The sequence below is a fragment of the Tolypothrix sp. PCC 7712 genome (genome assembly GCF_025860405.1).
Classification (GTDB): domain Bacteria; phylum Cyanobacteriota; class Cyanobacteriia; order Cyanobacteriales; family Nostocaceae; genus Aulosira; species Aulosira diplosiphon.
The window spans coordinates 4150485-4164705 of record NZ_CP063785.1; the positions used below are offsets into that span (position 1 = coordinate 4150485).

Annotated in this window: 8 protein-coding genes; 6 read left to right on the top strand and 2 right to left on the bottom strand. The window is 42.9% G+C overall.

What is annotated here, in order from left to right; translation table 11 throughout:
• The first annotated feature begins 409 nt into the window (after positions 1–409).
• From HGR01_RS17295 to HGR01_RS17310, 4 genes are all read left to right on the top strand, one after another.
• Complete coding sequence (locus HGR01_RS17295; protein ID WP_168160961.1) at positions 410–6646, top strand: CHAT domain-containing protein; 6237 nt, start codon at positions 410–412, stop codon at positions 6644–6646.
• Between the two features lie 123 nt (positions 6647–6769).
• Positions 6770–8500, top strand: a complete 1731-nt coding sequence (locus HGR01_RS17300; RefSeq protein WP_045869770.1) for a ShlB/FhaC/HecB family hemolysin secretion/activation protein — start codon at positions 6770–6772, stop codon at positions 8498–8500.
• Between the two features lie 12 nt (positions 8501–8512).
• Positions 8513–8701, top strand: coding sequence for a hypothetical protein (locus tag HGR01_RS17305; RefSeq protein ID WP_168160960.1), 189 nt, complete (start codon positions 8513–8515; stop codon positions 8699–8701).
• A gap of 24 nt (positions 8702–8725) precedes the next feature.
• The gene (locus HGR01_RS17310) at positions 8726–9163 is read left to right on the top strand and encodes a ubiquinol-cytochrome c reductase iron-sulfur subunit (RefSeq protein WP_045869769.1); all 438 of its coding nucleotides are present in this window, start codon (positions 8726–8728) and stop codon (positions 9161–9163) included.
• A 259-nt stretch (positions 9164–9422) separates the two neighbouring features.
• Here HGR01_RS17310 and HGR01_RS17315 read toward each other — a convergent pair whose 3' ends face one another.
• Entirely contained in the window at positions 9423–10673 is a 1251-nt protein-coding gene (locus tag HGR01_RS17315) for a bifunctional sterol desaturase/short chain dehydrogenase (protein ID WP_045869768.1), read from the bottom strand.
• Between the two features lie 709 nt (positions 10674–11382).
• Here HGR01_RS17315 and HGR01_RS17320 point away from each other — a divergent pair.
• Positions 11383–12465, top strand: a complete 1083-nt coding sequence (locus tag HGR01_RS17320) for a glycosyl transferase (protein ID WP_045869767.1) — start codon at positions 11383–11385, stop codon at positions 12463–12465.
• A gap of 22 nt (positions 12466–12487) precedes the next feature.
• Here HGR01_RS17320 and HGR01_RS17325 read toward each other — a convergent pair whose 3' ends face one another.
• Positions 12488–13441, bottom strand: a complete 954-nt coding sequence (locus tag HGR01_RS17325; protein WP_045869766.1) for a DUF4351 domain-containing protein — start codon at positions 13439–13441, stop codon at positions 12488–12490.
• A gap of 363 nt (positions 13442–13804) precedes the next feature.
• Between HGR01_RS17325 and HGR01_RS17330 the strand changes: the two genes are divergently transcribed.
• A complete protein-coding gene (locus HGR01_RS17330; protein WP_045869765.1) occupies positions 13805–14218 on the top strand; it encodes a secondary thiamine-phosphate synthase enzyme YjbQ in 414 nt (137 codons plus the stop codon).
• Positions 14219–14221 lie beyond the last annotated feature (3 nt).

The following is a 14221-nucleotide window of genomic DNA, read 5'->3' on the forward strand; positions in this document are numbered from 1 at the left end:
TGTGACACAGCTAATTTGGATGCATAAAAAACTCTTGTGGGATGGGTGTCTCACCCGTCCAGGGCTGACAAGATGTCCACCCCACAAGAAAAATTATTGCAACATCTTAGCTGATTTTTATTGATGTGAAACTTATTAATTAAATATGCAGATAATAATTTTTATTAATTATTATTACAGTTTATTCATAGTAGCTGTAACAGAAAAAGCAGCATATACTGAGAATCTGAAAATTTTAAAATACCTATTTGTCAATATATTTTCTTATATTTGACCAGATTTCGGGCGTTGACAGGCTAATTTTTTTACATACTAATTTTTCTACTACTTGCTATTTCAGGAAAATTTAATGATGAGGATGCCAGCAATTTTTTTTGTAATCAGGGCAAAATCTATATTTGCTAAATTCATGAGTCCCCTGGCAACTTTAGCGATGATTTGTGGGCTGTTTTCTGCATCTGTCAAAGCCCAATCAATCACTCCGGCTAATGATGGCACTGGAACTGTGATTACTACCGAAGGCAATAAGATTGATATTAGCGGTGGTAGTTTGAGTAGCGATCGCACTAATCTATTTCACAGTTTCTCTCAATTTGGGCTAGATGCAAATCAAACGGCAAACTTTCTTTCGCAACCATCAATTCAAAATATTTTAGGGCGTGTCACAGGTAATAATGCTTCATTAATTAACGGATTGATTCAGGTTACTGGTGGCAATTCCAATTTATATTTAATGAACCCTGCGGGGATTATATTTGGTTCTGGTGCGAGTTTAAATGTCCCGGCTGCGTTTACAGCAACAACAGCAAATGCCATAGGGTTTGGTAACAACCAATGGTTTAATGCGATTGGTGCCAATAATTACGCTAATTTGATTGGTAACCCTACAGAATTTGCCTTTACCACAAGCCTGGGAGGGATTATCTTCAACGCTGGGAATTTGGCTGTGGGTGAGGGACAAGGCTTAATATTACTGGGTGGAATGGTGCTAAATACAGGGACAATTACTGCACCTGATGGTAACGTCACAATTATGGCAGTCCCTGCCGAGAAAGTTGTGCGGGTAACTCCCAGCAATAGTTTATTGAGTTTGGATTTACCTGTAGAGACAAAAACCCAAATTAACCCCCAAGCATTTTCGCCGCTATCACTGCCATCATTGCTCACTGGTGGTAACCTCAAAAAAGTCACAGGCGTAACTGTGGAAAATGGCGTGGTTAAGCTGATTAGTACGAATACAGTAATTCCTACAGATGTTGGTACAACTGTTGTTAGCGGACAAGTCTCTGTTAGTAATTCCCAAGAGTCTAATACTACACCGCAGATTAATATTTTAGGCGATCGCATTGCCCTATTAAATGCCAATATCAATGCTTCTGGCAGTAATGGCGGTACCGTCTTAATCGGTGGAGATTACCAAGGTAAAGGCACTGTTCCCAATGCAACCCATACATTTGTTAGTAGCGATAGTGCGATCGCAGCTGATGCGTTGCAAAATGGTAACGGTGGCAAGGTAATTGTCTGGGCGGATGATACAACCCGCTTCTTTGGCAATATATCAGCTAAAGGTGGTGCGATCGCAGGTAATGGTGGATTAGTCGAAACATCAGGAAAACTTTCCCTGAATGTTGCAGGTAGCAAAGTCGATGCTAGCGCCGCTAATGGACAACCGGGTATTTGGTTACTAGATCCAACCGATATCAATATCGTTACTGGTGGTAGTGGAACACCAACAGGGGGACTGTTTGACCCAGCCAATAATAGTGATATTGATCCATTAACTATTGCAACTGCCTTAGATAATGGCACAGATGTCACCATCACAACTTCCAGTGGTACAGGAGGTAATGGTGATATTACGCTAACGAATGGGATTAACCAGACAGGCGGTGGGAATGCATCTCTAACGCTGACGAGTAGGCAATTTTTCAATCCCAATTATTTAATAAACATCAATTTATCTAGTACGGGCAACTTGACGTTTAATCTCAATCAGGTGAACCCGGAGACGAATGCATCAACTGATTCAATTCAAAATGCAATTGACGCAATTGGTACAGTAGCAGGAAATAGCATCATTAACTTAGGTGCAGGCACTTACACAGGTAACACAGTCTACATTTTTGAAAAAACGTTGACAATAAATGGTGCTGGGGCAAGTAATACCATATTTGATGGTAATAATATTAACCAAGTATTTGGTATTTTCAGTCAAGGTACCGTCACCATTAATAACTTGGCAATTATTAACGGTAGAGGTTTTGGTAGTGATGGTGGTGGTATTGCTTATTTCAGTTCTAGTTCTGGCACGCTGAATGTGAACAATGTTACCTTTACTGGTAATTCGACAGCATTTGATGTAGAAGGTGGTGGCAATGGCGGCGCTATATACAGCGAATATGGCACACTGAATGTCAACAACAGCACCTTCAATAGCAATTCGGCAACCGACGGCAATGGTGGCGGCATTTACAGCTTTTATAGCACACTGAATGTCAACAACAGCACCTTCAGAGATAATTTAGCTAGTGACGGCGGCGGTGGCGGTATTTACAACATCAGTGACAATCAAAGCGGGTTGGATGTCAACAACAGCACCTTCAATGCTAATTCAGCAATCGATGGTGGAGGTATTTACAACGATGGCATTGATGGAGGCAGGTTGGATTTCAACAACACCAACTTCATTAGCAATTCGGCGACCAGCGGCGATGGTGGCGGTATTTACAACTACGATACTACAGGAAATGTCAATAACAGTACTTTTAGCGGTAATTTAGCTAGTAACGGCCGCGGTGGCGGCATTTACAACGAGGGTTTCTATATAAATGTACTAACTGTCAACAAAAGCACCTTCAATGCTAATTCAGCAACCGATGGTGGAGGTATTTACAACAACGATGGTGTCTCGTTGAATGTCAACAACAGCAGCTTTGCTAGCAATTCAGCGATTAACGGCAATGGTGGCGGCATTTACAACTTCCTTGACACATTAAATGTCAATAACAGTACCCTGAGCGGTAATTTGGCAACCGACGGTGGTGGTATCTTGAGCGACTCTCGTGCGCCAACAACGCTGAAGAACACTATTGTTGCAGGTAACACTAGTTCCCAAAATCCTGATGTTTCTGGGGTTCTGCTTGGGAGTAGTAGCAACAACCTCATTGGTGACGGTACTGGTACAACAGGTATCAGCAATGGCGTAAACGGTAATCAGGTGGGTACAGCCGCTACACCAATTAATCCTCTACTCTCTGTTTTGGGAAATTATGGAGGTTCTACGCAGACATTCGCCCTGCTACCAGGTAGTCCTGCAATCAATGCGGGAATTTCTGATACTAACATCACCACAGATCAACGTGGTATTAGCCGACCTCAAGACGCAACACCAGATATCGGTGCCTTTGAGTTAGTAGGTTATACTCTCACGCCTACTGCTGGATCTGGACAAAGTGCGATCGCAAACAATCCTTTTTCAACCTCTTTGCAGGCAAGGGTTACAGAAAATGGTTTTAATCAACCTATTCCAGGAATTACAGTTAATTTTACAGCCCCTACAACTGGCGCATCTGCCAACTTTACAAGCGGCACAACTCTCACCACTGATAGCGCTGGAAATGTGAGTATTCCAGTCACAGCCAACACCGTTGCAGGTAGCTATGCAGTCACAGCCAGTAGTGGCGTACTTACACCCGCCAGTTTCAGTTTAATTAATAACCCAGATGTGGCATCTGCCATAATCGCTACAGGTGGGACACCGCAAACTACGGTTGTGAATACTGCATTTACTAATGCCCTACAAGCGAAAGTTCAAGACCAATACGGGAATGCGATCGCTAACGCCACTGTTACCTTCAACGCACCCACAACAGGCGCAACTGCTAACTTTACTGGAAGTACTACTCTTTCCACCGATACCAGTGGAAATGTCAGCATCCCAGTCACAGCCAATACTATTGCAGGTAGTTACAACATCACTGCTAATAGTGGTTCACTCACCCCAGCCAGTTTCAGTTTAATTAATAACCCAGATGTGGCATCTGCCATAATCGCTACAGGTGGCACACCGCAAACTACGGTTGTGAATACTGTATTTACTAATGCCCTACAAGCAAAAGTACAAGACCAATACGGGAATGCGATCGCCAACGCTATTGTCACCTTTAACGCACCCACAACAGGCGCAACTGCTAACTTTACAGGAAATACCAGCCTGACGACTGATACCAGTGGAAATGTCAGCATCCCAGTTACAGCTAACACTGTTGCAGGTAGTTACAACATCACTGCTAATAGTGGTTCCCTTACCCCTGCCAGTTTCAGTTTAATTAATAACCCAGATGTGGCATCTGCCATTATCGCTACAGGTGGCACACCGCAAACTACGGTTGTGAATACTGCATTTACTAATGCCCTACAAGCAAAAGTACAAGACCAATACGGAAATGCGATCGCTAACGCCACTGTTACCTTCAACGCACCCACAACAGGCGCAACAGCGAGTTTTACAGGTAATAGCAGCCTGACGACTGATAGCGGTGGCAATGTCAGCATCCCAGTTACAGCCAATACTGTTGCAGGTGGCTACAGCATCAGCGCTAGTAGTGGTTCACTCACCCCAGCCAGTTTTAGTTTAATTAACAACCCAGATGTGGCGGCGGCAATTATCGCTACAGGTGGCACACCGCAAACTACGGTTGTGAATACTGTATTTACTAATGCCCTACAAGCAAAAGTACAAGACCAATATGGGAATGCGATCGCAAACGCTACTGTTACCTTCAACGCACCGACATCAGGTGCAACTGCTGGTTTCACAGGAAATACAACCCTAACCACTGATAGCAGTGGAAATGTCAGCATTCCAGTCACAGCCAACACTGTTGCAGGTGGCTACGCAGTTACAGCCAGTAGTGGCGCACTCACACCTGCAAGTTTCAGTTTGATTAATAATCCTGATGTTGCCTTCTCCATCATCGCTACAGGTGGCACACCGCAAAGTACTATCGTCAACACTGCATTTACTAATCCACTACAAGCAAAAGTACAAGACCAATATGGAAATGCGATCGCTAACGCCAATGTCACTTTCAACGCACCCACAACTGGCGCAACTGCTAATTTCTCAGGTAATACCAGCCTCACGACTAATAGCAGTGGTAATGTGAGTATCCCAGTCACAGCCAATACAGTTGAAGGTAATTACACAGTTACAGCTAACAGTGGCGCACTTACACCTGCCAACTTCAGTTTGACTAATAATGCTGCTTCTGAAGTTCCCACTACACCAACAGTTCCAATTGATACGCCCAATCCAGAAGTTCTGAAGAAACCGCCCTCTACACAAATACCAGTAACTATCAATTCCACACCAGAGGTTGTACTTGATACTGCTGTAGCAAATATTGAGCAAGAATACACTACTGAGTATAAAGAATACTTAGGAGAAGAAGCTAAACCTAATCTTGAAGCCCCCAACACAGCCCGTAATATTCTGCAACAAATTAGTGATGCCACAGGTATTCAACCTGCACTAATTTATGTCAATTTCATCCCTACGAGCGTTTCACCTGCAATTACACTCAAGCAGAACAAAGCAAAAATTCTACCATCCCCAAACGATCGCTTGGAATTGCTAATAGTGACTGCCCAAGGTTTACCAATTCGGAAGGTATTACCTGTAACGCGATCGCAAGTTATCGCAACAGCCCAAACCTTTATTAAGGATATTACCAAGAGTTCACGGAATAACAGCTATAAAGATCCAGCGAAAAAATTGTATGAATGGCTGATTACACCTTTAGAACCTGAACTGCAAGCACGCAAGGTTAATAATATTGCATTCATCATGGATACGGGATTGCGATCGCTCCCTGTCGCGGCCCTTTATGATGGGCAAAAGTATTTGGTAGAAAGCTATAGCGTCGGTTTAATGCCCAGTCTTAGCCTGACTGATACCAAATTTGTGGACATTAAAAAGGCTGAGGTTTTGGGTATGGGTGCATCGGAATTCCGCAACCAAAATCCTTTACCAGCAGTACCTACAGAATTAGCAACTATTACTTCCCGGTTATGGCAAGGTAATTTCTTCCTCAACGAAAGCTTTACTCTGACAAATCTGCAAAAGCAACGTCAGCAAAAACCCTTCGGCATTATTCACCTAGCTACTCACGCAGAATTTGAGCCAGGCGATCGCGGTAATTCTTACATTCAGATGTGGGATAGCCAATTGAAAATGGATCAGCTACGAAAACTGGGCTGGAACAATCCCCCTGTGCAGCTAGTGGTTTTAAGTTCCTGTCGAACTGCGATCGGAGATAAAGAGGCCGAGTTAGGCTTTGCAGGTTTTGCTGTACAAGCTGGTGTGAGAACAGCACTAGCGAGTTTGTGGTACGTGTCCGACGAAGGGACTTTGGGATTAATGAGTGAATTCTACGAAAAATTAAAAAAAGCCCCCATCAAAGCCGAAGCACTCCGCCAAGCGCAAATCGCCATGATTAAAGGTCAAGTCCGCTTGGAAGGAGGGAAACTCAAAACTTCTAATGTGAATGTGACTCTACCACCCATCCTTGCCGAACTCGGTAACCAAGAATTACGGCATCCATATTACTGGTCAGCTTTTACACTCATTGGTAACCCTTGGTAAAGGCTGAAGTGTCAAGTATAAAGTCTGAAATGTTACTCAACACTCATAAAGCTTCTAGCAATTTTATAAGCAGTAATTTATACTTCATCTTTTATCCTTTAAACTTAATACTTATTTATTTTTATGTATCTTATATTTCGTCGGTTTTGGTTGTCGGTCTTCTTGGCTGGCTTGGCATTATTTCCGAGTTTATCTGCGATCGCGCAAACAGCCCCGGTGCAAGTACCTCCTCAACCAAACCCAAATCTTGATCGCTTTCCCCAATCCCCGCCAACGCCTCAACCTTTACCAACAAATGAACAGCAGCCGACTCTACCTAACCCACCACCCACAACAACCACACCAGCAGATCCAACTGTCAATATTTCGGTTCGCAAGATAGAGGTTATTGGTAGCACCGTCTTCAGCCCCGAAGAAATTTCTACCATTACTAAACCTTTAGAAAGCCGTTCTGTAACTTTAGCGGAACTCCAGGGGGCTGTAGATCAGATTTCTGAGCTATATCTCAAACGAGGATATATTACCTCTAGAGCAATTCTCACCGAGCAGACAATTACTAATGGCGTTGTACAAATTCAGGTAATTGAAGGTGGGGTAGAAAAAATCGAAGTACTAGGAACTGAAAAAGTTAATCCTAGCTATGTTCGCAGTCGCATACAACTGGGTACTGTTTCACCTTTGAGCAAAGATAAATTAGAAGATCAACTGCGCTTACTGAAAGTCGATCCCCTGTTTAGCAACGTAGAAGCTTATCTCAAACAGGGAACAGAATTAGGGCAAAGTATTTTAACAGTGCGTGTTGAAGAGGCACCTGTTTTTTATGGTTCTGTTGGTATAGATAATTACTCACCTCCCGGTGTCGGATCTGAGCGTTTTGGTGGGTTTATTAGTAACCGCAATCTCACAGGCAATGGTGATGAAATTACCGCTTCCTACTATCGCTCAACAACAGGCGGTTCCAATGCCTATGATTTTAGATATCGCCTGCCTGTAAATCCCATGAACGGTAGTATTCAACTGCGGGTTGCACCAAGTAGCAGTAGAATTACTGACCCAGAGTTTGAAGTTTTTGGCATCAGTAGCGATACCAACTTATACGAAATTAGTTATCGCCAACCATTAATTCGCAATCCCCGTGAGGAATTTGCTTTATCTTTGGGCTTTGCTTGGCAAGATGGTCAAACATTCTTATTTAACGACACACCTACACCTTTTGGGATTGGCCCCGATGCTGAAGGTAACAGCCGCACAAGAGTATTGAAATTTGGGCAAGATTATCTCAAACGCGATTTACAAGGGGCCTGGGCACTGCGATCGCAATTCAATATCGGCTTAAATATCTTAGATAGTACTACCAACTCTGACCCCATCCCTGATGGGCAGTTTTTCAGTTGGCTGACCCAAGTGCAACGTGTACAGCGATTCTCTAAAGACAACTTGCTAATTGCCCAATTAGACTTACAACTTACCCCTGATAGTTTGCTACCCTCGCAACAGTTCGTGATTGGCGGTGGACAATCTCTGCGGGGTTATCGACAAAATGCCCGTTCTGGCGACAATGGATTTCGCTTATCTGTAGAAGACCGAATTGTAGTTGACTATAACAACTCAGGGCAGCCTACCATGCAATTAGCACCATTTATCGATGTAGGCGCTGTCTGGAACAAATCAGACAATCCCAACAAACTAACTAATCAAACCTTCTTAGCAGGTTTAGGCTTAGGTCTAATTTGGGAACCCATTCCCCACTTATCCGGTCGCTTGGACTACGCACTTCCTTTAGTTGATTTAAGCGATCGCGGTAACAATGCCCAAGATCATGGATTTTATTTTAGTTTTGGATATAACTTTTAAGGGGACTGGGGATTGGGGACTGGGGACTGGGGACTGGGGATGAGGGAGATGAGGGAGATGAGGGAGATGAGGGAGATGAGGGAGATGAGGAAGAATAAAAGACAAACACCAATGACCAATGACCAATTACCAATTACCAATTACCAATTACCAATTACCAAACCCTCACCACCAAATGATTTACTCTATTGTGTTAGTTAAACTTACGTAATTCTTCCAGCACTTATGAAACGTCGTGATTTTATTAATTGGGTGGGTTTAGGTTGGCTAGCGAGTTCTTTACCTGTTGCGATCGCAGCTTGTAGTTCCGAAACAACGACATCTACAACTGCAACTACACCTGCAACATCTGGGAATGGGGTAAAAGTTGGTACTGTTGCAGAATTAGATAAAACTGGTCAGTTGCTTTTGAAAGAATCACCTGTTGGGCCTGTATTAGTAGTTGGTAAATCCCAATCTGGAAATCTGATTGCTGTTAACCCTACCTGTACTCATAAAGGTTGCACAGTCGCCTGGAAGGAAACCGCCAAACAATTTGTCTGTCCTTGTCATGACTCGGAATTTGGGGCTGATGGCAAAGTGATAGAAGGCCCTGCGGATAAACCTCTCAAAACTTACACAGCTAAAATAGAAGGTGATTCTGTTGTTGTTCAGGCAACGTAAGGGACTTCTAGCTCAAAAATATCTTATTGCTTTTTTGACAGGGGGGACTCCTGACAGGTGTAGCTTTTTGATGTGGGCATGAATGGGCACTATGAACTACATGTTCAGGATTTTCAACTCTTAATTTGGTTTGGGGAAAGGTGAAAGGGTAAGGGTTAAAGGTTTTTTCTTGCCCCTTTTCCCCTTTCCCTTTTGCCCTTAACCAAGTTTAATCACGAATTACAAATTACGAATTAGTAATTATGTTGATAATGGCAGATTAGTTCAAAGATTGAACCTTTTTACTAAAGATTCGGTAGTAAAGCCAAGTGCTAACTTCCTTCAACGGAAACAGCAGATATGTCAGGGGATTGATGGACACAATAATATTGCGGAAGTCCCGCTTTGCTAAAAACAAAATTGCACGGGCTACTTGCGGCGCTGACATCACCCCATAAGGATTAAGTTGACTCTTAAACGGCCCCAGAATTAACTTGCGAATTATACAATCCCCATCCAAACGCTTGAGGGTAACAATATCTCCGATAGCGCGTTTACTGAGTTCATAAAGAGGACTTAAAGCCGGAGATACTTCAGCTTCGGAAGTGTTAACCCAAATTTCTTTAGTTGCTTTGGATTGCGGCCCGGTAACGGTTGCCAAAAATATATCCATCAACCGCAATGTAGAAAAAGTATTCACCTCATAAGAAGACTCAATTGCTTCTGAGGTGCGGTTAGCGTAGACATTGACACCGTGATTGATAATCAAAATATCAACTTTCTCTAAAGCAGCTTTTAACTCTGCTTCCTTACCCAATTCCCAAGCAATTACAGTTAGCTTTTCTTGAGGCTGTAGTTTTTCGGGATTGGTAGTTAAGGCTACTACCTTGGCATTATTTTTAATCAATTCAGCAGTCAATGCTTGCCCTAAAGCACCGGAAGCACCAGTTAAAGCAATGGTTTTACCTTTAAGAGATAAACCTGTTCCCAATACCGTATCTACTAAAGGAAACACACCACTGTAATAGGCGTTAACATCATCAAAATGATGTCGCCAGTGGTAAGAACGATTTACCCACCAAACCGAGGGAATAGTTTCTAATGGCCCGGGGAGGTGAGTGTAATCTGTATCAATTTTACCGAGAAAATATCGCCGGGACGCGCCATATAAAAAGGTGAAAGCATAGACTACTCCCAACCAAAAGCCCCATTGCTGTAGCAGTAAAGCCATCACAGTCAAAACTACAACCAGTAGCGTTGACTCGACAATATCATTGTATAACTGAGACTCTTGGTAAATTTTTAAAGAAACTACCGATAAATCGCGGCGATACGCCATGTGGTGCTTATTATGCCATTTACCAAGCGAGGGGACATAGTGACACAAAGCATGATAGCTATCTCTCACTATCTCTACCAACAACAGCGAGACTAATCCCCAACTAGCAAACTGCAAGCAGGTATTTACCAGATTCCAATTTATCTGTAATTGAGCCGCAATCTCAGCCCAGCTTTGTGCTAAAACATTCATCGTAATTTTTCTGTACTCGGTTTTTATCAGCGCTAGTCCCGCTATGAAGAAGTCAAAAGTCAAAAGGAGCCAGTGCGTTGCGCGGGTTTCCCGCGTTGTAGTAACTGGCGTTCAAAAGTCAAAAGACTTGATCTTCTCAGCTTTTCTTCACTTCATATTTCAGCTTTTTTGTACTAGCGCCTTGATTAACTGATCAAATAGCAGGTTAAGCACCTTAGCCATGAGTTTATCATTGACCCGTGTGAGTGGGGTTTGTAGCGGACAAGATGCGATCGCGCTTATTTTATATACTGATAGATATTTTTACATGTATTTAAATGTAAATACTAATAAGCTTCAATACATACATTTCAGTGAATGATAAATTGTAGTGGACTGACAGGCCTAAAATGAGGCATTAGATTTGATGAAATTAACCGCAGATAAACGCCGATATAGACGCGCATCGGTGTTCGCGTAGCGTCTTTGCAGGAGAAGCAGTGCCCCCTTGCGGTTCCCCGACTTTTTCGCGTAGCGTATCCGCAGGATTCACCCGGAGGGCTTTTCGCAGGGTACGCCGATGAATTTTTGCTATTGCATCAAATTAGCTGTTTTAGTCCAGTAGGGTGTGTTACGGCTATGAAAGAATTTGGGTCTTAGCGACAATGAAATTTAGCCGTAATCTCTCTTTCCAGTGAACTGTTAACAGTCAACCTTCAACACTATGAATATGGAACGCCCAATTTTATACATAGCTATTACTAACCACGGTTTTGGTCATGCTAGTCGCATGGCATCAGTCGCCGCCACTATTCAAAAGTTATGTCCAGAAGTTTTGTTAATCATGGTGACGACTGCACCGAGGTGGTTACTAGAGTGCTACATCGAAGGTGATTTTATCCATCGTCCTAGGGCTTTTGATTTGGGTGTCATCCAAGCAGATAGCTTGACAATGGATAAAGCTGCGACTTTAGACAAATTAAGAGAAATTAAGCAGAAGCAGAATTCCCTAGTGGCATCGGAAGTCAATTTTATCCGCCAAAATCGCGTCCATCTGATCTTGGCGGATATCCCCTTTCTCGCCTCTGTAATTGCTAAGGCTGCAAATATCCCCTGCTGGTCGATGAGTAACTTTGGCTGGGATTTTATCTATCGTGATTGGGGTGGGGAATTTTTGGAAATTGCTGACTGGATTAGTGAGTGTTATTCAAAATGCGATCGCCTGTATCGTCTCCCTTTCCATGAGCCAATGTCTGCTTTTTCCAATATTATTGATGTGGGTTTAACAGGTGGTTCACCCCGTTACGCTGCTGATGATTTGCGTTCCATCTGGGGTATCGCTGCACCTGTGGAAAAGACGATTCTACTGACTTTCGGCGGCTTAGGTGTGCAGCAGCTTCCTTACGATAACCTGCGCTTTTTCCCCGATTGGCAATTTATTGTATTTGATCAATCTGCCCCAGATTTACCCAATGTAGTAAAAATTACTGACCGTAAATACCGACCTGTAGATTTTATGCCGATTTGTGGGCGAGTTGTATCTAAACCTGGCTACGGTACTTTTGCGGAGGCTATTAAATTAGAAGTACCTATTGCTACTGTTACTCGTGAAGGCTTTGCGGAAGCAGCTTTTTTAGTAGAAGGATTGATAAATTATCATCCGCATCAAATCCTTACCCCATCTGAGTTTTTCCAAGGAACTTGGGATTTTCTGTATCAACCCCTGCTGCAACCAAAGCTATCCCAACCAATTGCTAAAGATGGCAATGAAGCGATCGCAAATGCTGTGATGCAATATTTTTCTATGAGTTAAGAGCGATCGCACTACACAAATCCTACTCGGCAGGATTTGCTTCCAACCAGCTAAGTAAATCCTCTAGTCCTGTAAAATCTAACAAAGCCTCGCCAAGTGCTTCTAATTGCCCTAGAGAAAGCGATTGAATGCGTTCTTGAATTTCCGGAGGTAACTCTCCCACCCGTTTTTTTACTTGCCGTAGCACTAGACTTTGTGCTTGTTCCTGTTGTCCCCGTTCGTAGCCAATACGTTCACCAGTTGTTACATAGCTCATAGTTCGCTCCTGTTCAAACTGCTTAAATTCTTCCCAAAACTCCGCTTCCAATGCTTTTGGTAAAATCATAACCCAATCAATAAATTGGTAGAGGTTACGAATATCTTTTTCTTGCAGTCCTTGTTCGTATAATCGACGGATTAAGCTAAATTTCCAAGTTTTGCGATCGCCTGGTTTTTTACTTGTCTGCTGCGTTTTTAAATGTGCCATCACAACCGTTGCAAATGGGTTATCGCTCTTCTCTAACTCTGCCCAACGGTTTTGATAATCGAGAAGTTTGACGGTGCCAAATTCAAAATTTAGCCTGGTATTGGGATAATTATAATTGTATTGATTTGGTCGCCAATTTGGTTCAGCATCGCACAGAATCGCCAAGCTAATTGCTGGTTTGCCAAATTTGTCAAATATTCGCAGATTATAAGAAAACATCCTTTGGGCAAAGTTCTCTTCCGGTCTGGCTTGAATTTCAACATGAATTAATAGCCAAATTTCTTCTCCTTGAATTTGCCAAACTTTGACCAATTTATCTGCGTATCTTCTGCCTTGTTCAGCATCACGCGCTATTTGCTGAAACTCTTTATCTAAAAATTCATGAGGACGTTCCCAGTCAATTAGTATGGCGGTTTCTGGGAAGAAAAAATGCATGGCTTGGGGAAAGTACGCTTCTAATATTTCTTTCCACGGTGAATCATTATCGGCTCTTTCTAATTCCTCAGTCATGGGGATTTTTAATTTTGCTTTTCTTCGACGGATATATTAAAGAATACTCTAGTGTCGATTATTGCCATACTAAAGATGATTTACTTACACAAATCCGCGGCGATCGCACTATGAGGATGATGCTGCTCCTAAGTTGTGTGATATATTCTCAATCAGCAAGCGAATTCTAATAGCCCCAGACTACCAAACTTCACTCGTGGTACTACGAGATTTATTTATAGGTGCTATTAATTTTGAATTTTGCGAAAAGTTGCGTGCGGGGGTTCCCCCCGTTGAGGAGGCGGTGCGTTGGGCGGGTTTCCCGACTTGTAGCAACTGCCGTCAAACTTTTCAAGACGAATTTTGAATTCGGAGCAAAGCGACGTGACTCATTACCAAAAGCTACTTAGAGTTTCCACTACTGGCAAGTCTTTTCAAAATATCACCGCAAAAATTGAAGCGATTGTTGCTGAGTCGGGGGTGGAAACTGGCCTGTGTACTCTATTTTTACGCCACACTTCCGCTAGTTTAGTGATTCAAGAAAATGCTGACCCTGATGTGCTGGTGGATTTGGCTAACTTTATGGCGAAACTTGTACCAGAATCAGGCAAGTACATTCATGATGCAGAAGGGCCTGATGATATGCCGGCGCATATCCGTTCTGCTTTGACTCATACCTCAGAACATATCCCCATTAATCGCGGCCATTTGGTGTTGGGGACTTGGCAAGGTATTTATGTTTGGGAACATCGTCAGCGCAGTCATGTTAGAGAATTAGTAGTCCACATCTCTGGATAGGGA

Coding starts and splice junctions, on each gene's coding strand:
- HGR01_RS17295 (WP_168160961.1), top strand. CDS start 410: ATGAGTCCCCTGGCAACTTTAGCGATGATTTGTGGGCTGTTTTCTGCA.
- HGR01_RS17300 (WP_045869770.1), top strand. CDS start 6,770: ATGTATCTTATATTTCGTCGGTTTTGGTTGTCGGTCTTCTTGGCTGGC.
- HGR01_RS17310 (WP_045869769.1), top strand. CDS start 8,726: ATGAAACGTCGTGATTTTATTAATTGGGTGGGTTTAGGTTGGCTAGCG.
- HGR01_RS17315 (WP_045869768.1), bottom strand. CDS start 10,673: ATGAATGTTTTAGCACAAAGCTGGGCTGAGATTGCGGCTCAATTACAG.
- HGR01_RS17320 (WP_045869767.1), top strand. CDS start 11,383: ATGGAACGCCCAATTTTATACATAGCTATTACTAACCACGGTTTTGGT.
- HGR01_RS17325 (WP_045869766.1), bottom strand. CDS start 13,441: ATGACTGAGGAATTAGAAAGAGCCGATAATGATTCACCGTGGAAAGAA.